Source organism: Nocardia sp. NPDC055165 (genome assembly GCF_053606985.1).
The window spans coordinates 126,435-147,058 of the sequence record NZ_JBSGSS010000004.1; the positions used below are offsets into that span (position 1 = coordinate 126,435).

19 protein-coding genes are annotated in these 20,624 nt (G+C 64.6%); 4 read left to right on the forward strand and 15 right to left on the reverse strand.

Translation table 11 applies throughout. The features are described from left to right. Positions 1-46 precede the first annotated feature (46 nt). The 5 genes from ACWFRF_RS10010 to ACWFRF_RS10030 all read right to left on the reverse strand — a co-directional run bounded on the left by ACWFRF_RS10010 (position 47) and on the right by ACWFRF_RS10030 (position 4,056). On the reverse strand, positions 47-298 hold the full coding sequence (locus ACWFRF_RS10010) for a hypothetical protein (protein ID WP_378989230.1): 252 nt from the start codon (positions 296-298) through the stop codon (positions 47-49). Positions 299-792: 494 nt separating this feature from the next. Next, the gene (locus ACWFRF_RS10015) at positions 793-1,098 is read right to left on the reverse strand and encodes a hypothetical protein (protein ID WP_449966488.1); all 306 of its coding nucleotides are present in this window, start codon (positions 1,096-1,098) and stop codon (positions 793-795) included. 75 nt (positions 1,099-1,173) lie between these two features. After that, positions 1,174-1,467, reverse strand: a complete 294-nt coding sequence (locus tag ACWFRF_RS10020) for a hypothetical protein (protein WP_378989232.1) — start codon at positions 1,465-1,467, stop codon at positions 1,174-1,176. A 613-nt stretch (positions 1,468-2,080) separates the two neighbouring features. After that, positions 2,081-2,488, reverse strand: coding sequence for an SdpI family protein (locus tag ACWFRF_RS10025; protein ID WP_378989233.1), 408 nt, complete (start codon positions 2,486-2,488; stop codon positions 2,081-2,083). A 152-nt stretch (positions 2,489-2,640) separates the two neighbouring features. Then, entirely contained in the window at positions 2,641-4,056 is a 1,416-nt protein-coding gene (locus tag ACWFRF_RS10030; protein WP_452449606.1) for an RNA-guided endonuclease InsQ/TnpB family protein, read from the reverse strand. 95 nt (positions 4,057-4,151) lie between these two features. On the opposite strand from ACWFRF_RS10030, the gene leuS reads away from it, so the two are divergent. Further along, the gene (gene leuS / locus ACWFRF_RS10035) at positions 4,152-6,992 is read left to right on the forward strand and encodes a leucine--tRNA ligase (RefSeq protein ID WP_449966496.1); all 2,841 of its coding nucleotides are present in this window, start codon (positions 4,152-4,154) and stop codon (positions 6,990-6,992) included. A 116-nt stretch (positions 6,993-7,108) separates the two neighbouring features. On the opposite strand, the gene ACWFRF_RS10040 is transcribed toward leuS, so the two are convergent. Beyond that, a complete protein-coding gene (locus tag ACWFRF_RS10040) occupies positions 7,109-7,897 on the reverse strand; it encodes a polysaccharide deacetylase family protein (protein WP_378989536.1) in 789 nt (262 codons plus the stop codon). Between the two features lie 194 nt (positions 7,898-8,091). Continuing rightward, positions 8,092-8,781: an SDR family oxidoreductase gene (locus ACWFRF_RS10045; RefSeq protein WP_452449608.1), complete on the reverse strand. Its 690-nt coding sequence runs from the start codon at positions 8,779-8,781 to the stop codon at positions 8,092-8,094. An 85-nt stretch (positions 8,782-8,866) separates the two neighbouring features. On the opposite strand from ACWFRF_RS10045, the gene ACWFRF_RS10050 reads away from it, so the two are divergent. Together ACWFRF_RS10050 and ggh are read left to right on the forward strand one after the other, a co-directional pair. Continuing rightward, positions 8,867-9,409 carry a DUF6069 family protein gene (locus tag ACWFRF_RS10050; RefSeq protein ID WP_379318613.1) on the forward strand — a complete coding sequence of 181 codons (543 nt, stop codon included), beginning with the start codon at positions 8,867-8,869 and terminating at the stop codon, positions 9,407-9,409. Between the two features lie 54 nt (positions 9,410-9,463). Further along, a complete protein-coding gene (gene ggh, locus ACWFRF_RS10055; RefSeq protein ID WP_378989237.1) occupies positions 9,464-10,804 on the forward strand; it encodes a glucosylglycerate hydrolase in 1,341 nt (446 codons plus the stop codon). Here ggh and ACWFRF_RS10060 read toward each other — a convergent pair. Next, positions 10,801-11,487, reverse strand: a complete 687-nt coding sequence (locus ACWFRF_RS10060; protein WP_449966503.1) for a pentapeptide repeat-containing protein — start codon at positions 11,485-11,487, stop codon at positions 10,801-10,803. The two genes, ggh and ACWFRF_RS10060, sit on opposite strands and share 4 nt — an antisense overlap. A 130-nt stretch (positions 11,488-11,617) precedes the next feature. Here ACWFRF_RS10060 and ACWFRF_RS10065 point away from each other — a divergent pair, with 130 nt between their 5' ends. Next, complete coding sequence (locus ACWFRF_RS10065; RefSeq protein ID WP_387446108.1) at positions 11,618-12,352, forward strand: glycoside hydrolase family 25 protein; 735 nt, start codon at positions 11,618-11,620, stop codon at positions 12,350-12,352. 1,578 nt (positions 12,353-13,930) lie between these two features. On the opposite strand, the gene ACWFRF_RS10070 is transcribed toward ACWFRF_RS10065, so the two are convergent. From ACWFRF_RS10070 to ACWFRF_RS10100, 7 genes are all read right to left on the reverse strand, one after another. Continuing rightward, entirely contained in the window at positions 13,931-14,914 is a 984-nt protein-coding gene (locus ACWFRF_RS10070; protein WP_452449611.1) for a zinc-dependent alcohol dehydrogenase, read from the reverse strand. Beyond that, the gene (locus tag ACWFRF_RS10075) at positions 14,911-15,621 is read right to left on the reverse strand and encodes an HAD family hydrolase (protein ID WP_379314642.1); all 711 of its coding nucleotides are present in this window, start codon (positions 15,619-15,621) and stop codon (positions 14,911-14,913) included. The genes ACWFRF_RS10070 and ACWFRF_RS10075 overlap by 4 nt, the downstream gene beginning before the upstream one ends. Beyond that, entirely contained in the window at positions 15,599-16,993 is a 1,395-nt protein-coding gene (tyrS, locus tag ACWFRF_RS10080; protein ID WP_379314641.1) for a tyrosine--tRNA ligase, read from the reverse strand. Before tyrS ends, ACWFRF_RS10075 begins: the two co-directional genes overlap by 23 nt. 67 nt (positions 16,994-17,060) lie before the next feature. Next, positions 17,061-18,092: a nucleotidyl transferase family protein gene (locus ACWFRF_RS10085; RefSeq protein ID WP_379314640.1), complete on the reverse strand. Its 1,032-nt coding sequence runs from the start codon at positions 18,090-18,092 to the stop codon at positions 17,061-17,063. Next, the gene (locus tag ACWFRF_RS10090) at positions 18,089-18,892 is read right to left on the reverse strand and encodes a glycosyltransferase family 2 protein (RefSeq protein ID WP_452449613.1); all 804 of its coding nucleotides are present in this window, start codon (positions 18,890-18,892) and stop codon (positions 18,089-18,091) included. The genes ACWFRF_RS10085 and ACWFRF_RS10090 overlap by 4 nt, the downstream gene beginning before the upstream one ends. Next, positions 18,889-19,956, reverse strand: a complete 1,068-nt coding sequence (locus ACWFRF_RS10095; protein ID WP_379314638.1) for a glycosyltransferase family protein — start codon at positions 19,954-19,956, stop codon at positions 18,889-18,891. Before ACWFRF_RS10095 ends, ACWFRF_RS10090 begins: the two co-directional genes overlap by 4 nt. Continuing rightward, positions 19,953-20,624, reverse strand: a complete 672-nt coding sequence (locus ACWFRF_RS10100) for a class I SAM-dependent methyltransferase (RefSeq protein WP_379314637.1) — start codon at positions 20,622-20,624, stop codon at positions 19,953-19,955. The genes ACWFRF_RS10095 and ACWFRF_RS10100 overlap by 4 nt, the downstream gene beginning before the upstream one ends.

Here is a 20,624-nt window from a genome sequence, read left to right on the forward strand (position 1 = left end):
AGTCCTTGCAATTCGCTTTCGGGCAGCCCGACGCGGCAACCAGTCCTCAGTCGCCGCCGCCGTAGGTCGCGCTCAGCGAGTCCGCGTCGTCGATCCCTCGTCGACCGGCCTTGCCGCCGGTATCGATCCGCAGACGCTGGTATTTCGACCGCAAGCGGCGCGAATTCCGGAAACTCAGCACACCGCCGATCGTCAGCAGTGTCACCGCGAAGCCCAGCAGGCCGAGGCCGGCCAGCGGCGAATGGCCGGCGGCGATCAGCCCGACCAGAGCTACCAGAATTCCCGCAGCGTAGAGCATGAGGATTGTCCGTTCAGATATCAGCAGCTACTTCCGCCGCCGCAACTACTGCTACTTCCCCCACCGCAGCTACTTCCCCCACCGCAACTGCTGCTACTGCCGCCGCCGCAACTGCTGCCGCTGCTGGATCCGGAGTCGCTGCTCGCCGACCAGGCGCTGCCGCTGGACCAGCTGCTGTCAGTGGAGCTCCAGCCACTCGAGCCCGAGCGCCGTGCCCGCGAGTGGGTGCGCGCCCGCTGTAGATTCGCGGCCCGCTGCGCGCGCCTGGTCCTGTCGGCCGGGGTATCGGTCGCCCGAATGATCATCCCGATGATCACCACCGGACCTCCGATGACCAGAACGGCAAATACCGCGACTACGACGATCGCGAGCAACGTGGCGATCACATCGATGAAGTTCATGGGGACCCCCTACCTGGATCGGTATGTCGAGGCCGACCGTAACCGCGCGTTCTTGCAATCCCCTTGCGGTCGACCAGCGGTGAGAACGCTCGGTCAGCAGCCCCCGCCGCCGCCCCCACCACAACCGCCGCCGCCTCCGCCGCCGCAACTGCTTCCGCTACTACCGCTGTCGCCGGAGCCGTACGTGCCCGCAGCAGCGGCTCCGCCCGCGGCCCAACCCCGATCGCGGCGGCCGCCGGAGTGCGTCTGTCGATGTCCGGACGCGCGGTTGAGCTGGACACAACCGGTCGCGATGAAGCCCACCGAGACCAAGATGACCAGCACACCGAGCACCGGTTCGAATGCGCCGATGAACAATCCGACGAAGAACAGTGCCAGTCCGAGCCCGAATACCTTCATGATTCCCCCCAGATCAGTTGTTACTACGTTGTACCCGAACGCTTTCCGCGCGAAACGATGTCGCAGCAGCGACCGTCAATCACCACTGGTCGACGAATAGTCACCGCTCGACGAATCACTGCGGCCACCTCCACTCGACCACGCCGACCGTCTCCGGCTCGTCGCACGCCGCACCTGCCCCGACGTCGCACGCCGACGCGCCCGACGAACCGCGGCCGCGTCGCGTTCGGTTCTGGCTTCCGGTGTGGCACCGAGCATGACGAGCCCGAACAGCACCAGCACGATCGTGGTCGCCAGCAGCACTGCTCCGATACCACCGCCGAGCAACAGCCCGACTACAGCGACGATGAACGCCACGACAAAGACCATGGTTCCTCCCCCGAGATGAGCGCCGCCGCAGACCGGCGACACCGAATTACCTAGGCCACGATTCCCACCACGCCGAGCCCTCCGACAAGAGGACGAGAACAGTGGCGGCGACATTGCTGAGACGCACGAGCCCTACCTTCGGTATGTCGAGGCCGACCGTAACCGCGCGTCCTTGCAATCCCCTTGTGGTTCAACCACTGACGAGGGTGCGGTCAGCGATCATTCGCCGCCGCCACCCCCACACCCGCCGCCTCCGCAGCCACCGCTACAACCGCCGCCACCGTGCCCGCCGCTGCCGCTGTTTCCCCCACCGCCGCCGTGCGACTGCCCGCCGCCGTCACCGAACCAGCTGACCCCGCCCGCGGTCGACCCCGCGGCCCACCACCGCTTCGACTTCCGAGAACCTCCGGGATCGCGAAAGGCGAGAACGCCACCGACCACCACAGCGACCGCCCCGACGACAATCAGCACGATCCCCGCGGTCGCCGAATAGCCGGTAGTGATCGCCCCGATCAGCGCAAGAACAAGCCCAGCCCCAACAACCTTCACAATTCCCCCCGATCAAGGTCCTGCCTCCTGTTGTACCGGAACGCAGGACCCTGCCGCTAGAGGGTTAGTTGGCGGGGGCGCAGGTGTCGCGGAGTGAGCAGCCGCCGCAGGAGGAGCCGCAGCCGCCGACGGGGGCGGGCGGGAGGAGGGGTTCTACTGTGCGGGCGGCGGCGTTGGCGCCTGCGCCGAGGGTGAAAATGGCGATGACCGCGACGAGTGCGGCTACGCCGACGCTCGCAAGACCACCGGCGACCAGCACGACCAGTCCGCCGGCGAACAGCAGAGCACCCGCGCCGACGGAGGTGGGGGCGGCGATGCGATTGGCGATGCGGAAATTGTCGTCACTGTGTAGCGCGGCTTCGGTGGTGACACCGAGGAAGCGGTTGCGGGGCAGTTTGCCGAGCAGTCCGAGCACGCCGGTCACAATCGCGACCGCGGCCAGCGCGAACAACAGGAGAGCGACGACGACCATTCATGCAGGCTAGCGCACCCGTACGAATGGCTGATCAAGAGCTCCCCGGCAGGGTGACGGCCCACACAATCCTTACGACGTTCTACGCTGTTCCAGCGTGTCCGAGAATCACGGTGGTGATTCCTGGCACCGTCCTTCTCGGACGTCCTCGCTTACGCGGCTGATGCCGGGTCAGTGTCGGTTTCCGCTTCTTCCGGGCTGGTTTCACCGACACCAGAGTGTCGGCCAGAGCCTTCCCGTCCACGGACATTGATAACCGGGGCTCGCGCTTCGGGCTCCCGAGCCTGGTGTTGTCTTTCGCCCCAGGCGGCGAGATTGACCGCGGCGTTGAGATCGCGATCAAGACTGTGCTTGCAATCGGTGCAGGTAAAAACCCGCTGGGCCAGCGACAATGCCGCTACACGAGATCCACAGCCCGAGCAGGTCTTACTGGAGGCAAACCACCGGTCGGCGATCAATACCTGCCCGCCGTACCACTGTTGCTTGTATTGGACTTGGCGGGCGAACTCACCCCATCCAGCGTCACTGATCGCACGTGCGAGGTGGCGATTGCGACGCATCCCGTCGATGTTCAGGTTCTCCAACACAATTCGGTCGTGGGTTTTGACCAGATCATGTGACACCTGATGCAGCGCGTGGGCGCGCGTATTGCGGACACGGCGATGATGCTGTGCAAGGCACGCGACAGCTTTTCGACGGCGGTGTGATCCTTTCACCCGGCGATTCACATCCCGAGCCAGCTGCCGCTGCTTTCGGGTCCCGGCTGCAAGGCGAGCGGGCCGGCCGACAACCCGCGCCACCTCGCTGCCGTCGGCCGTAGCCGCGACGATCAATGCCGACAAACCCCGGTCGACCCCGACCCAACCACCAGCATCGTTCTGGCCACGAGCCGGATGCTTGAATCCGACGTGCCGGTCGCAGGCTTCGACAGTCAGTGAGACCGACCACCGGCCGACCTTCTCGACGAGGGTCGCGGACACGATCTTCGCCCGGTTCTTCGCAAGCATTCGCCGCAACGGCCTGGTGTCCTCGGATACCCCGACTACCCCGATCCCGGGCAACCGCACCGACCGCGGTGTGGTGTCCGCACCGACTCGGATCGGAGGCCGATTGCCGCTGGTGTACTTGTTGCGCAGACGAAACGATCGCTTCCCGGACTTCTTCTTGAACCGAGGAAAACCGACCTTGTTGCCGGTACCGGACTGGGCCGTCGCCCATGCGGCCAGGCCATGGCCGAGGTCTACTGCGGCTTCCTCGAACACTTGCTGGCAAACCGCCGTTCGCCAGGTCAATCCTATTTCTACAACCTCGGCTGTACCAGCCGTATCCACTGCGATCATCCGTCCGGCCCGCTCAGACCGCTTGAACGTATTGAACGCGTTGATCTGGTCGAATCCTGACCACGGGACTTTCACAGCCGGATCTCGACTGCGCTTGTCCATGCCTGTTTTCACCCCGGCCAGGCAATGGTTGTACGCAAACCGCGCAGCGCCGGCATGCCGCGACAGGACCGATCGCTGCTCGACCGTCGGTTCGAGGCGATATCGGAACGTCGTGTGGCGTGCCATTCGCCGGAGTCTGCCAGGACGTACCGACAATAACTGCTCCGATACTCTGTTAGACGATGTTTACCGGGGATCGGCGAGAACAAGAAGGCAGGACCGTGCAGGACACTCGTGCAACCGAGACTGACGTACCTCAGCACCGGTACAACGCCGAGCTGGCTGGGCGGATCGAACGCCGCTGGCAGCAGAACTGGACCGAGCGCGGCACCTTCAACGCGCCCAACCCGGTCGGGCCGCTCGCCGGGGAGACGCCGGCCGACAAGCTGTTCATCCAGGACATGTTCCCGTTCCCCTCGGGCGCGGGCCTGCACGTCGGCCACCCGCTGGGCTATATCGCCACCGACGTCTTCGGCCGCTACCACCGCATGCGTGGGCGCAACGTGCTGCACGCGCTCGGCTACGACGCCTTCGGTCTGCCCGCCGAGCAGTACGCGGTACAGACCGGCGCGCACCCGCGGGTGACCACCGAGGCCAACATCGCGACCATGCAGCGTCAGCTGGACCGGCTGGGCCTCGGCCACGACCCGCGGCGTTCGTTCGCCACCACCGACCCCGAGTACTACCGGTGGACGCAGTGGATCTTCCTGCGCATCTACAACGCCTGGTACGACCAGGAAGCCGGTCGGGCCCGGCCGATCGCGGAGCTGGAAGAGCAGTTCGCCACCGGCGCGCGGCCGGTCCCCGAAGGGGACTGGAACACCATGTCGGCGGCTGAGCGAGGCGCGCTGATCGACTCGTACCGCCTGGTGTACCAATCGGATTCGATCGTCAACTGGTGCCCGGGACTCGGCACCGTGCTGTCGAACGAAGAGGTCACCGCCGACGGGCGCAGCGAGCGCGGGAACTTCCCCGTGTTCCGTAAGCGCATGTGGCAGTGGATGATGCGCATCACCGCCTACTCCGACCGCCTGGTCGACGACCTGGACACCCTGGACTGGCCGGACAATGTGAAGTCCATGCAGCGCAACTGGATCGGGCGCTCGCGTGGCGCCCAGGTGCGGTTCGACGCCGACGGCGAGACCATCGAGGTGTTCACCACCCGCCCCGACACCCTGTTCGGCGCGACGTACGTGGTGCTGGCCCCCGAGCACGAGCTGGTCGACAAACTGACGGCCGCCGCCTGGCCCGCCGATACGGATGCCCGCTGGACCAACGACAGCGCCACCCCCGCGGAAGCCGTTGCCGCATACCGCAAGTCGATCGCGGCGAAGTCGGATCTGGAACGTCAGGAGAACAAGGAGAAGACCGGCGTCTTCCTCGGCTCCTACGCCACCAACCCGGCCGACGGCTCGCAGGTGCCGATCTTCATCGCCGACTACGTGCTGAGCGGCTACGGCACCGGCGCCATCATGGCGGTGCCCGGCCACGACAGCCGTGACTGGGATTTCGCGACAGCGCTGAATCTGCCGATCATCGAGGTGATCGACGGTGGGAACGTCGCCGAAGCGGTCCACTCCGGCGAGGGCAAGCTGGTGAATTCCGGCTTCCTGAACGGGCTTTCGGTCGACGAGGCCAAGGCGACGATGATCGGCCACCTCGAAGCCGAGGGTCACGGCACCGGCACCGTCCAGTACAAGCTGCGCGACTGGCTGTTCGCGCGTCAGCGGTACTGGGGCGAGCCGTTCCCGATCGTCTACGACGCCGACGGCGTGGCTCACGCGCTGCCGGAATCCATGCTGCCCGTGGAACTTCCGGAGATGGAAGATTTCGCGCCGGTCACCTTCGACGCCGACGACGCCGACTCCGAGCCGTCCCCGCCGCTGGCCAAGGCCACCGATTGGGTGAACGTGGAGCTGGATCTGGGCGACGGGCCCAAGCAGTACCGACGCGACACCAATGTGATGCCCAACTGGGCCGGATCGTCGTGGTACCAGCTGCGCTACGCCGACCCGACCAACGCCGAGACGTTCTGCGCCGAGGAGAACGAGAAGTACTGGCTCGGCCCGCGCACGGCCGAGCACGGCCCGAACGATCCGGGCGGTGTCGACCTGTACGTCGGCGGGGTGGAGCACGCGGTGCTGCACCTGCTGTACGCGCGGTTCTGGCAGAAAGTGCTCTTCGACCTGGGCGATGTGTCGGGCAGCGAGCCCTACCGCCGTCTGTACAACCAGGGTTACGTGCAGGGTTACGCGTACACCGACGAGCGCGGTGCGTATGTGCCCGCCGCCGAGGTCGTCGAACGTGACGCGAAGTTCTTCTGGACCGGGGCCGATGGCGTCGAGATCGAGGTCTCCCAGGAGTACGGCAAGATCGGCAAGTCGCTGAAGAACGCCATCTCGCCCGACGAGATGTGCGACCTCTACGGCGCCGATACCTTCCGCTTCTACGAGATGTCGATGGGTCCGCTCGACACCTCGCGCCCGTGGGCGACCAAGGACGTCGTCGGCGCGCACCGCTTCCTGCAGCGCGTCTGGCGCCTGGTGGTCGACGAGGAAACCGGCACGGTGAAGGCCACCGACGCCGCACCCTCGGATGAAACCCTGCGCCTGGTGCACCGCACCATCGCCGGCGTCGACGAGGACCTGGCCGCGCTGCGCGACAACACCGCGGGCGCCAAGCTGATCGAGCTGACCAACCATCTCACCAAGAACTACCCCACCGGCGCCCCCCGCGCCGCCGTGGAACCCCTGGTGCTGATGCTCGCTCCGCTGGCTCCCCACATCGCCGAGGAACTGTGGGAACGCCTGGGCCACACCACCTCCCTGGCCCACGGCCCCTTCCCCGCCGCCGACCCCGCACTGCTGGTGGCGGACTCGGTGGAATACCCGATCCAGGTGAAGGGCAAGGTCCGCAGCCGAATCCAGGTCCCCGCCGACGCCGACCCCGCGTCGATCGAGGCCGCCGCCCTGGCCGACGAGAAGGTCATCGCCCTGCTCGACGGTCAGGCGCCCCGCAAGATCATCGTGGTGCCGGGGAAGATGGTCAACATCGTGCCGTAGCCGCCTCCCCGGGTCTGTCGGCCAGACCCGGGTACGGGGAGAGTCGGGGACGCGGCAAGCTTTGTGAGGTGGGCGGGTCAGCTCGTGCCCGGTGAGTTACCCATGTTATTGCGAGATCAGCTTCGTACTTCCAGGACGTCGTTCAGCGTGACCAGCGCCAGGTTGCGTGACCTGATGATGTCGACCAGCTGGCCGTAGCAGTGGGTGACCGGTGGGAAGTTGGCGTGGCCGATGACGATCGACTGGGCGGCGAAGTATTTGTGCGCGCACTCGATCAGGTATTCCTCGGTGATGAGACCCGAGTCGGACAGGGAGCCGTACCACATGGCGGGGACGGTGTAGCCGAGGTCGGCGGCCACTTTGTCGACGGTGGCGTTGTGGTATCCGAACGGCGGTCGATAGTACGGGGTACCGTCGACGCCGAAGTTGTTGCGCAGGAACGTTTTCGTGCGACCGAGCTGGTCGGCCACCTCGGTGGTACTGATCTTGGTCAGGGCGGCGTGGTCCCAGGTGTGGTTGCCGAGCTGGATCTGGCCCGATTCCACCAGCGGGCGCAGCGCGTCGCGGTGGATGGTCCAGGAGTCGTAGTAGCCGGTGACGAAGAAGGTGAAGCGGGCGCCGGTGTCCTTCGCCCATTTCACGTACGCGCCGACGACTTCGGCACTCGCGCCGTCGTCGACCGTCAGTGCCATGGTGAGCCCCTGGCCGGGCAGCGCGGTGATGGGCTTCGGGGGAATGATCGACTTCGGCCCGCCCGGCGGGGGCGGGAGCAGTGGCTGGACGGGGGTCGGAGCGGGCGGCGGCGTGGGGATCTCGCCGCCGGAACCCGCCGCGACGGTCTCGCCCTCGGCGGTCGCGCAGCCGGTCAGCGCCACGGCGGTACCCGCGGCCAACATCGCCAGCATTCGACGTCTATCCACTTACCGAACCCCTACTCGAACCGGGTGCACCTCGCCACGAGCCAGGGCACGATCAAATCAGCGGCACGGTACCCACCGAATCCATCGAGCGCCTGAACCAGCGGATACCTCTGTGCGAATTCCAGCGCCGACCCCCTGGACGCAGCTATCGGCGACCATACCGAATCGCCCCGTCGCGGTCAGCGCGGCCGCAACACGATCTCGGTCGGATGCCCGTCCCGTGGGGTGTCGACGGCCGTTCGCACGGCACCGGCCACCGTTTCGGCGGTGAGGAACTCCTCCGGCCGGTACTCGCGACCCTCGTCGGCGACGATCGCCCGCTGCATATCGGTGTCGATGCGACCGGGGAAAAGCGAGGTCACCCGCAGCAAGGGTTCCTCCTGACGCAGCGCGTCGGCGAAGGCGCGCAGCCCGAACTTGCCGGCCGCATAGGAGCCCCAGCCGGGATGCGCGCGCAATCCCGCGCCCGAATTGATGAGCACCACGTGCCCGTTCGCGGCACGCAGTGCGGGCAGCAACACCCTTGTCAGCTCGGCAACCGCGATCAGGTTGACCTCGAGGGTTTCGCGCCACTGCTCGACCGAGGACTCGGCGACCGTTCCGAGGTCGGCGATACCCGCGTTGTGCACGAGGACATCGAGTCGCGAGATCGGCTCGGCGGCCGCGGCGACCGCCGCGTAGTCGGTGAGCGCGACCGGCCAGCCCGTCGCCTCGGGCAGCTCGGTGAGAATCGGCTTCAGCGCGTCGGCGGATCTGGCACCGAGCAGCAGGTCGTGGGTGGGCGCGAGTTCGCGGGCGATCGCGGCACCGAGTCCACGGCTCGCGCCGGTGATGAGAGCGGTCTGGGCGGGAGTACTGGTCACCGTCATACATCCCACGCTAGCGGGCACGGAGATCTCGACACCCTGGCCGTTTCCGCGCGCGGATGACAGCACCGACTAGTACCGTCGGACTATGACCGATCCCCGGTACAACTACGGACCAGCGGACCCGCAGTACCCCCAGCACCAGGGCCAGCCCCAATACGGCCAGGGCCAGCCCCAGTATCCGCAGGGCGAGCCGGAGCCGAAGGTCAATGTGGGCAAGCTGTGGGCAGGCGGTATCGGCACGGCCGTCGTGGCCGCGTTGCTGGTGGTCGTCGCGATCATGCTGATCCGCGGTGTGCTCGGCATCGCGATCCTCTCGCCCGAGGGCGCGGGTGCGTACGGCACCGTCTCCACCACCTCCTACGCCATCGCCGCCGCGGGCGCCGCGCTGCTGGCGACAGCACTGTTGATGGTGCTCTTGCTGGCGATGCCGAGCCCGCTCACCTTCTTCACCTGGATCTGCCTGCTCCTGACGGCCGTCGCGGTGATTCTGCCGTTCACGCTGGTCGCCGACCTGGACGCCAAGATCGCGACCGCGGCGATCAACCTGCTGGTCGGGCTGTGCATCACCACCATGCTCAGCTCGGTCGGGTCGGCGGCGCAGAACGGGTCGCGTCAAGCCGGGTACTGATCGTCACAGTGCCGTCGAGATGCCACCGGGCCTGCTCCACCGCAGAATAGATAGATGACCGACCCAGGTTTCACCTCGACGCAGCTCGCGGCCCGCGCCGCCTACCTCCTGCGGGGCAACGACCTGGGCACGATGACCAGCGCCGCGCCCCGCCTCTACCCGCACATGTGGAGCTGGGACGCGGCGTTCGTGGCGGTGGGGCTGGCGCCGTTGAGCGTGGAGCGGGCGGTGGTCGAGCTCGACACGCTGCTGTCGGCGCAGTGGAAGAACGGGATGATCCCGCACATCGTGTTCGCCAACGGTGTCGACGGATACTTTCCCGGGCCCGCGCGGTGGGAATGTCGCAAGCTGGCCAGCAACGCCCCCGACGGGCCCGACACCTCCGGCATCACTCAGCCACCGGTCCACGCCATCGCCGTGCAGCGCATCCTCGATCATTCCCGCAGGCACGGCCGCTCCACCCGCGCGGTCGCCGAGGAATTCCTGAACCGCCGCTGGCCTGATCTGGTGCGCTGGCACCGCTGGCTCGCGCATGCCCGCGACCCGAAGGAAACCGGGCGGATCACGCTGTATCACGGCTGGGAATCCGGCATGGACAACTCGCCGCGCTGGGACCGCGCCTACGCCAATGTTGTTCCGGGGACGGATCTTCCGCCGTACCGGCGCGCGGACACCTCGATCATCTCCGACCCCACCCAGCGGCCGAGCGACCGTGAGTACGACCGCTACCTGTGGCTGGTCGAGCAGATGCGGCGCGCGAACTACGACGATTTCCAGCTCACCTCGGTGATGAGTTTCGCCGTGGAGGACGTGTTCGTGTCGGCGATCTTCGCACTGGCCTGCGAGGTGCTCGCCGATATCGGCGAGGAGTACAAACAACCGCACGCCGACGTCCGCGAACTACACGGCTGGGCCGACCGTTTCCGCAAGGGCGTGGTCGCCACCACCGACGAACGGACCGGCGCCGCAAAGGACTACGACGTCCGCCTGCAACGCTGGATCAGTACCGAGACCCTCGCCATGTTCGCTCCGCTGATCTCGGGTGGCCTGCCCCGCCACGCCGAGCGCGCCCTCCTCAACACCTTCGAGGGCCCACGCTTCTGCGGCCACCCCGACCTGCGCTACGCCCTGCCACCGTCGACCTCGCCGGTCGCCAAGGACTTCCGCTCCCGCGAATACTGGCGCGGCCCCGTCTGGCCGGTGATGAGCTGGCTGTTCTCCTGGGCCTTCGCCCGCCGTGGCTGGGCGGAGCGCTCCTACATGCTCCGCGCCGAAGGCCTGCGCCAAGCCAGTGACGGCAGCTTCGCCGAGTACTACGAGCCGTTCACCGGCGCTCCACTGGGGAGTATGCAGCAATCCTGGACTGCCGCTTCGGTGCTCGATTGGCTCGGCTAGTTCTCCGCGATGTCGGTGTGCCATTCGACGGTGATGCCGAGTTCGCGCGCGAGAGTCGACGCCAGTCCCTCCGGGTCGCCGCCGTTGATGGTGGCGCCGCGCAGGGCGGTGATGCCGTAGATGCCGGTGAGGTCGCAGTCTTCGAAGCGCAGGTTCTGCTGGATGCGGGCGCCGGCAAAACGGGCTCCGACGAGGTTGCAGCGTTCGAAGCGGACGTTGCGGAACTCGGCGCTCTGGAAGTCGGCTTGACGTAGATCGCAGTCCCGGAACACCACTGTGCGCAGGCGGGATTGGGCGAAGGAGGACAGGTCGGCGCGCGTGGAGTCGATCAGGACGTCGCGGAGAACACCTGCGGTCCACGACAATCCGGTGAGACGACCGTGCTCGATCAGGGATTCGATCATCGAGGAGTCATCGGCCTGAACGTTGGCCAGATCGCAGACCCGCAGCGTGGATTCGGCGATGGTGCTGTGGCGCAGGGTGCTCGGAAACCGAACGCTGTCGAACAGGCAGGCCTCGACGCTCATGCCGGAGACGTGACGCTCGGCGAAATCCGCGTCACGATATTCGACGTCGGTGACGGTCAGTTCGTCGATCGGATCGTCGCCGGGCGAGACCGCGGGTCGCAGCGCCCCCGGCTTCGCCACCGCCGGTTCGAACCGCACCTCACGCTTGCGCGCCATGCCACCACTCCCTGTCAGCCGATGTCCGCACCAAGATACGGGCACGGGCCGACAGGCTTTCGGTAACTATTCACAGACACACACCAACACCACTGGTCACACAGGCAACAAGTCACTACGGTCGACGGCCATGGACACCAAGCGCTGGAGTTCGACGGTTCGTGGTTGTGTTGCGCTCATCGCCCTGGTCTGCGCACTTCCCGCTACCGCGCAGGCGGAGCCCAGCGGGCCGGATGTGTCGTCCTGGCAGCATGTGGACGGCCGGATGATCGACTGGCACGCGGTGCGCGCGGCCGGACACCAGTTCGCGATGGTGAAGGCCACCGAGGGCCTGCACTACATCAATCCGTTCTTCGTGCAGGACAGCATTCTCATGCGGACCGCCGGGGTGGCGCGCGGGACGTACCACTTCGCGCGACCCGAACTGCCGCCCGAACCGCAGGCCGCGATGTACGCGGCGACGGTCCTCGGCCAGAACGGACCCCTCGACCTGCCCCCGGTGCTCGACCTGGAAACCTCGGGCGGTCTGGCTTCCGCCGCGCTCATCGACTGGACCCACCGCTATCTCAACGCGCTGCAAACCCTCACCGGCCGCACGCCCATCATCTATACCTACCCGCACTTCTGGAAGACCGCGATGGCCGACACCAGCGCCTTCACCCGATACCCGCTCTGGATCGCCGACTACAGCGGCAACGACCAGCCCGAGGTCCCCGGCAACTGGCCCGCCTGGACCTTCTGGCAAACCACCGACCGCGGCACGGTCCCCGGCATCCACGGCGGCACCGACGTCAACATCTACAGCGGCGCGCAAGGCGACCTCGCCCGCTTCGCCAACATGTCGGGAATGTTCGGCAGCAGCTGAACTCAGATATGACAAACCGCTACTCGCCCAGCCGGGGTAGCGGTTTCGTCAGCGGATCGGATGTGGTCCCGGCTCCGGACCCGGGACCACATCCGTGTTCTTAAGCCGCCGACAGGCCGCTGAGAACGCCGACACCGCCGACGATGTCGAACAGTTCTTCATCGGACAGCAGGTTGATGGTCACCTTTTCGAACTTCATGGTTTCACCTCCTCGTATTCACAGATGGGTATGGACTCCACCTTCGGTGGTCGCGAAACCAGCCGAGGCGGAAGACTTCGAGAACCGCGAACCCCCGCAGGGGATTTGCGGCGATAATTCTCGGGAAGATCTTGTGTGAGTGGTTCGTGCTTCCACCACGCTAGGTTCACCACCACAGCTTCGGCAACGCTTTGTTGATAGCTATCAGTCATGACCGCACTTCGCGGCGGTGAAATGACTGTCCGGGCCGGACAGTGGCCGACAGCTTCGCAAGTAGTTGTGGGCAGCCCACTTTCGTGCTGCGGCGCCCTTTCGATTCAAGTACCGGACGACGGACGGGTGGTTGCCGATTCGACAAGACGGAGCTATCCACTATTGCGTAGATCACATTTTCCGGAGGAACCGTCCGGGGTTTCCGAGCGTCTAGGTAAGTGAACAGACCAACTATGCGTGGGATCGCGTCGTGAGCCCACGGGATGGTCGAGATTGGGGGAGACACAGTGGACGCATCAACAATTGCACCGACGCAGACGATCAACGGAACACGCTCAGCCCGAGAGGAGTTCGCCCATCGACTCGATTCACTACATCGAGCAGCCGGGTCCCCTTCGCTGCGAAGTGTTGCTCTGTCAGTGCGGCGACACGCGGAAAGGGCCGATGGATCAAATCGTGCGGCACCAGCTTCGTTCCAGCGAATAAGTGACTGGAAGGCCGGGCGGAGCCTTCCCGCCCGTTTCGAAAGCCTGGTTCCGGTCTTGCGCTTTCTGACGGTGCGTGCACGCAGGCAGGTGGACGTACCCGCAGATCTGATGAGTCACCGTGCCTGGCGAATTCTGTGGACGAAGGCGCGAAACTCGGTCGCGGAGGACCGCCCCACACCCTCCGATCGGCCGAATCCGCATCAACCGACGTCAGCGTCTCTCACCGGACAGGTGTCCGCAATCCGGTCACTGCTCGATATGCTCGACGAGCTGGTTCGTTCTCAAGGCTCCAATACGGTCAACATCGCGCCAGATGCCAGCGCGGCCAGATCGCGACGAGTGGTCCTCCGCCTTCCGCTCTCGCCGACGTGACGCCTGGACAAGCGGGATCCCGCGCGCCTCGACGGCGGAGCTCGGCCTCCGCGACCTCGGTCTACTGAGCGAATCGCTGGCCGAGTATCGTCGTTTCCGCTGGAAACTCGCGATCGGCGATCAATACGGGGGGCGATTCGAGGGGCTCACGGCCTCGTAGTTCGAGAACATCTACCCACCCGTCGCGTACCGGTCTCTTCGACTCGGAGTCTTCGAATGAGTCTGAGGGCCGGTAGCGGTCGTCCTCGACGGAGGTAACAACTCGGTCCGCCGGCCGACCCGCATACAGGACGAACGCTACCGCCGTTAACGACGATCGCCGATCGCGAGTACTCGCCGAATCAGTCGGATCGCGTCATCATTGATCGCGGTCTGTAGCCCTTCGATCCCGGCAACCCGGGTGGCATAGCGCTCAACGGTGGCAGCGTGGGAACGCAACAGCCGCAGAGCAACCTCGAAGTCATCGTCACCGCGTCGGCAATACGAGAACGACCCGACCAATCGGATCGATCGGCGGAATATGTCACGCAGCGGAATAGGTAGTCCCACAGCAGGGTGGTAAGCGTTCTGCACGATGATCGTACCGCCGTCGGTCACCAGCCACAGCGCGAGTTCCAGCGGAGCTGAATCGGCACCAGAAGCCGCGTCGACCACGACGTCGAAACTCGCCTGCATGGCCGACGTCTTCGGCGAACTTCGGACCGAGGGCACCGGATCGTCTGGCCGGAAGAGAGTAACGCCGTTTCGGTCCAGAATCGTGACCTGCCAACCGAGCGAATCGGCATAGAGCGCAGTCAACAAGCCGACAACTCCCGCGCCTACGACGGCGAGCCGTCCCAAATTTCCGAGTGAATTGCACCGAAGGCCGTGGACCGCAACCGCGGCGGGGTCGGTCAGCACGGCACACAGCGGATCCATTCCCGTCGGCACGGCGTGTAGGTTGCGCTGAGGAACCACGACTTCCTCGGCGAACCCACCGGGAAGATCCCACCCGATTCGACGTAGCGACGAGCATAAGTGAACATCCCCGGCCTGGCATCGAGAACAATCGGCACACGATATCAACGGATCAACCACCACAAGGCGGCCAGTCGGATCGGCGCCCACGATCTCGTGGCCGGGGCGCCACGTAGGCGGTAGGTGGAATGCGCCGGGATTCACCAGTTTCGCTACATCACTTCCGCACAAACCGGCCAGATGAACGGAGATTGTGACCTCATCATCGCTCGGCTCGGCGGGCTGCACCGTTCGCAGCCCGAGCACGCCCGCACGAATCTCCCAAGCCCTCATATCGAACAACCCAGGTACTCGGGTAGCACCTCGACGGCACCGATGACCGGGCCGAACCAGTCGACGGCGCCGTAGACGAGGGCGTCTTCGCTGCCCCGTCGCCGTACCGCTAGCGCGCTCAAACCTGCGCGCAGTGCGCCATGTAGCTCGTCGCCACCGCCATCGCCCACGAACAGCGCGCGGCTCGGTGCGACCTCCAAGTCTGTACACACTCGGGCGTACAACCGTGGATCAGGTTTCGTCGCACCTGCCCTACAGCTGAACACCGCGGTGTCGACCAGCGCCGCCAAGGGACTCGCGGGCCACGCCGCAGCCACGCCAGCATCGGCATCGCTGAGAACTGCAAGCCGAATTCCATTGTCGCGAAGCGATTCCAGGGTGCGCAGAACCGACTCGTGAGGCGTCACCCGACACCGGGCAATTGCGTACAGTTCGTCGACAACGATCTCGATCGCCGATTTCGGAGCAGCTACGGCTTCGACCAGGTGGGCGGCGAGATCGCTCAGGCCGGCCAGCCTTCCGTCGTGCCGAACCAGCCACGTACTGCGAAAGTAGTCCTCGATCACCGTACTTCGGCGATCAAGCCGACCTCCCAATCTAGTTGATATGGAGGCGAGTTCGATCGGTGTGGGCGCATCGACGAGCGTGCCGAACAGATCGAGAACGATGGCTCCGATGGGCCTCTCACACGGTGGCGATGCGGGCAAGGTTACGACCGACCTTGAGATAGAGCTCCCCCTCGCGGTGCTCGGCCTTCCCCTCGACGATAGTCGCCAATTGGGTGCGCACGTCGTCCTCGCTCAGGGTGATCTGAATCTGCCCGTCCCCGGACTCGGAAACCAGCCTCAGCCCATTCTGCTGTGCGATTCTGCGGACATCACTGTTACTCTTCGCGAAACCGAGAGCTTTCACCACCTCGATGACCGGGAGCGAAAGATCATCGATGGTGGGCAGATTCGCAACCTCGCCGAACGCACGCCGAGAGAAGCGGGCCACGAATTCCGTGCGCGCAGTCATCGCCGCTTCGACGCCGTGAATAGCCGCAGTGATCTCCCCGGCCAGCAGCTTCTTCAATTCCATCGGGTGCAGCGAATCGGATCCGATGCTCTTCGCAACAACTGCCAACTCGGAATCTTGCCATTCCGAGAGCGCTCGAAAATAGGGCTCCACGAGGCGATCTGGAACCGACATGATCCTTCCAAAAATTTCCCCCGGCGCAGCCGTTAGCGGCACATAGTTACCCTTGGACTTGCTCATTTTGGCACCGGTCCCGTCGGTGCCCTCGACCAGCGAGGTGGCAACAATCAGTTCGGGAGTCTGACCAGAGATGTCCATGACCTTTCGACACATTTGCATGTTGAGGAACTGGTCGATCCCACCGATCTCTACATCACAGGCAATCTCTACCGAATCCAAAGCCATGACGACTGAATACAACAACTCGGCCAGTGACAGTCCGTGGCCGGCCTCCAGACGCTTCCGGAAGTCATCCCGCTGCAGCGACATCGATACCGGGATCTGCGCCGTAATCCCGATTATCTCCGGCAGCGTGATCGCGCGCAACCAATCACCGTTGCGGCGGAACTGTGCTCGATCGAAATCAAAGAAAGGGGTGACTTGATCACGGTAGGTGGCGAGATTGCGCTCGATATCGTCGTCGGTCAGCGCGGGGCGTTCGTCGGACCGGCCCGAAGGGTCACCTATCTTGGCCGTCATGTCACCGACGATGAAGACCACGTGGTGGCCCATTCGCAGGAAGCGGCTGAGGACCAGCATCGGAACGGCGTGACCGAGATGAACGTCGGCGCCCGTAGGATCGATACCGAATTTGGCGATGAACTGTCGACCCTGATCGCGCGCAGCGACGATACGTTCGGCAAGACTGCCTACCGAGGGCTGCAACTCCTGGGCGCGTGAGCCGATCAAGTCGGCTTGATCGGCCGGTGACAGATCCGATAGATCGAGGTTGCGGCGCTGCCAGGTCTCGGTCAGCACCTCGCGAACGATGACCTCGGTCGCGAGGTCCTTGTTCTGGAGCAGGTCGGTAACGCGTTCAACGGACTGGCTCAGTCGCGTCATCAAATAGTCTCCTGACAACTGGATGTCGCTACATAGTATCTGTCGGCACAGGCGGATTCGCGCTCAGTCAGCGCGGCCACAGGGCAATCATTTCGACGACGTAGTCACTGAGCTCGCGCACCGACCGATCCCATGCGGATCCGCCCGTTCGGCAGCAGGCATGCAGCTCGCGCAACCTCTCACCGTCGTACTTCGGCAGCTGGCACATCAGCTGATACGTTGCCGATTCCTCGGGTACAGGCGGTTCGCTGGCCAGCAGCGGGTATACCTCCTCAGGCCGTGTCGATACGTCGACTGCCGAACCTGGGATACTCTTGCTGAACTTGGGATGGCCACCGAAGCCGCGAACCATGCGCGTGTAGGTCGCGCTCAGCGCGAATTCCGACCGTAGTGGCGAGTGTCCGTCCAACCTCGCGCGGATCTGCTGAGCAAAGCGCACGTAGCGATGCTCGTCCACACCCAGCATCACCAGTACGGCATCGTAATCTTGCCCCAACGTGACGAAGTCGGCGGCCATCAGCGACAGCGACAACGCTCGACGGAAGGTCATCGTGGTATCGACCAGTCCTCGGGCCGCGTAGTAGCGGTGATTGTCCTCCTCCGCCGCATCCAGGTCTGCCTGGTCTACGTAGCGTCCCAGCAGATACGTCGTCTCCAGGGCTCGCAGCTGGCCCTCCTGGAATCGCAGGATGCCGGCCGCGGGGTCGAAGCCCAGCCGCACGCTGTACTCCCGGAAACGCTCCGCCAGTTCGTGAACTTCGTTGTACGGCTTCGCTTTCCCATTGTAGGCGTCGAGATCGCCGAGGACGATCTGGCACTGCTCACCACCGCCTTGCAGTTCGATCATCTTGAGTATGTGTGACACGGTGGCCAGATGGGGTACGCCGGACATGCCGAATCCCGTTGTCACAATGCGGCGCTCGGCAGGCGTATCCAGAAACCGCTCGGCGTGATGGTGGCAAAGGTATCGGGCGTTGAGCGTCTCCGAGGCTAACCCAGACAGGTCGAAGTCGAACTGCCGCAGGTCGAAGGGCTGATAGCCGAACTCGTCGAGAACGCTGCGGTAATAGTTTTCCGAGAAGAGTACGGCTCGGCTCATCGGAGGTTCTCCTTGTGGGCGGATGTCATTGCTTCGTGCTGGCGTCGGTCTCGTGCGTCCGCGCGCAATCGCGCAGCTCGTTCCCGATGCCCGGGACCGAGTGAGGCGAGTTCTGTGGGTCCCGCCCAGCTCGGCGGGGTCAGGGACAGGCGCTCGAGGCGTTCGGCTACATCGGTGTGTATGTCGGCCATATAGTCGGCGAAGACACCGGGGTTCCGCCTATCCGTCATGCTCGCGTCATGGACTCGATATCGCGTGAGCGGATTCGGAAGGCGTATTCCATGCCCGAGCTCCGCTGGCACATGGAAGAACAATTCGTTCGTGACCGGCAGCAGGTCACGAGCCACATCGGTGCGCACCAACAATGTGCTCGTGGCGCCACCTGGATGTGTGCCCGCACCGAATGGACGGCCCTCGGAATCTACTACGAACTCCGCGTGTTGGATAACGAGGAGGTCCGGGTCGCTGAGATAGGGCGCAAGTGTGCGCAATTTGTGGGGCACGAACGCATCGTCGGCATCCAGCGGTGCGAACCATTCGCTCGACGACTCACCGACGGCTCTCGTCAGCGTGGCGGGAAACCCCTCGTGTTGCTTGCGCACGACCCGAACCTCGGGAAAATCCGCGTACACGGTGTGGCTGTGGTCGGTCGATCCATCGTCGATCACCACCACCTCCGATAGGTGATAGCCTCCCGGTCGCTGCGCCAGCGCGCTCGCCAGCGCCTCGCCGAGATAGTGACCGTAATTGAAATTCAGCACGATGATCGATACGGTCGGTACGACGCTGCTCCTCCTCATCGCACACTCTCGTACACCGCGTGATGGATACCCATTATGTCCAGGTGCTCGCGACGACGATGATCGGCGAATTTGTCGGCATACTCGGCGCGCCAACCGTTCTGGATCATGGCATGCGCTGTCTGCAAAGCCCGCAACAGTTCAGCGCCGTGAGCGAACGGGGAGGTAGCGGTCCAGTCGAACCATACCGGTTCCGGCGCGAGACCGTCGTGCAAAGCGACCTGCTCGGCCAGATAGCCGGTGAGGGAAGCGACCGGCAGCACCCCGAGGTCGAACGCATGCTCGAGCTGGCCTGAATGACTCGCCCACCGATAGGGTAGAACCAGGCAGTCCGATGCCGCGACAGCCTCGTTCACGTCGGCGTCGTTCGGAAACGGAAGGACATCCACGCTCAGCCGTGGGTCGGCAGAGTGCTCGCGAATTGCCCGCCACGCATCCCGGTCCTCGACCAGGCTCGCACGTGATGGCGCGCGCAACAACAGATGCAGCGTCGTGTCCTTCAGATTCCGCGCGTACCGCCATGTCGCGACCAAAAGTTCGACATCCCGGTTTTGCCGCAGCGAACCATAGACGAGAAAGCGAGTCGGCGCACCGAATTCGCGATCCGGGCGGCGCTCGAAAGTCCCAGGTGCGCTTACATAGCCATGCGGCGCCATGACGGTATTCGTACCGAATCTGCGGCGAACATTCTCGTTGGCTTCGTGTGTAAGACAGACCAATTGCGCGCAACACTTAGCGAGGGCACGCAGCCTGCGTTGGTGCGATACCCGACTACCGAAGATCGGATCGAGATCATGAACTGTAAAGATAGAGCGCTTTCCCGCTCGACGGCATTCTGACATTGCGAGTCGTAAGTGCTCGACCGTATCGAAGTCCGGGTGGTGCATGTGCACCGCATCCAACAGTTCCCACGGTCGGTGCGCCAGGACCCAGTCGAGGGTGACGTCCCGAGGAATCTCCAGGCCGTCCACAGTGGTGCCGTTGATTATGCGGATATTCGCGTCGTGCAGTTTGCGTGCGTACGGGGTGCGGCCGGCGACGTGGAGCACCCGAACTGCTGTCATGTCGGCTCCGGCCCTGGCCCCAAGACGACCAGTTGAGTAGTCTGCCCACCGCCCGCATCATCGCTGCGGGTCAGTTCGAACTGCTGGATCGAGATGGGGAAACTCTGCAAGAAGGCTTGGAACTCGTCTCGGGTCCACTCCCGCACATGGGACGGATTGAACGGTGGGCCCAAATGCTGTGCGCCGACGCGCTTGTCCCGCGCAGGCGTGCTCAGCACCGCACAAGCCGCGCCCTGATCGAGCAACCAGCAGATCAGCTGCATCGTCGGACGCGGATCGATCAGATGTTCCAGCACATCTGAACAGACCACTACCGCACGGCCGATAAGTTCGGCCGACAGCGGCAGGGTCACGGTATGCTCCAGGTCGGCCTCCAGCCAGGTCCCCACCGATAGATTCGCACGGCACCAGTCGATATTCGTGCCGAAATCGACGCCGACAATACCCATATCAAGATCGGACTCATGGAGCTCGAGTAATTTCCCAGCACGGCCACAACCCAAATCTATGACGACATCGCACCCGTGATCGTATGCAGCCTTCAGCGCCACGGGGTAGACGTCCGGCTGCCAGATGATGCCGGAGTCATCAATATCCACGAAGTACTCGGGAGGAACACGCTGGGTGTATCCACGTGCAAGGAAATGGTTTTCATGATCGAGTTCCAC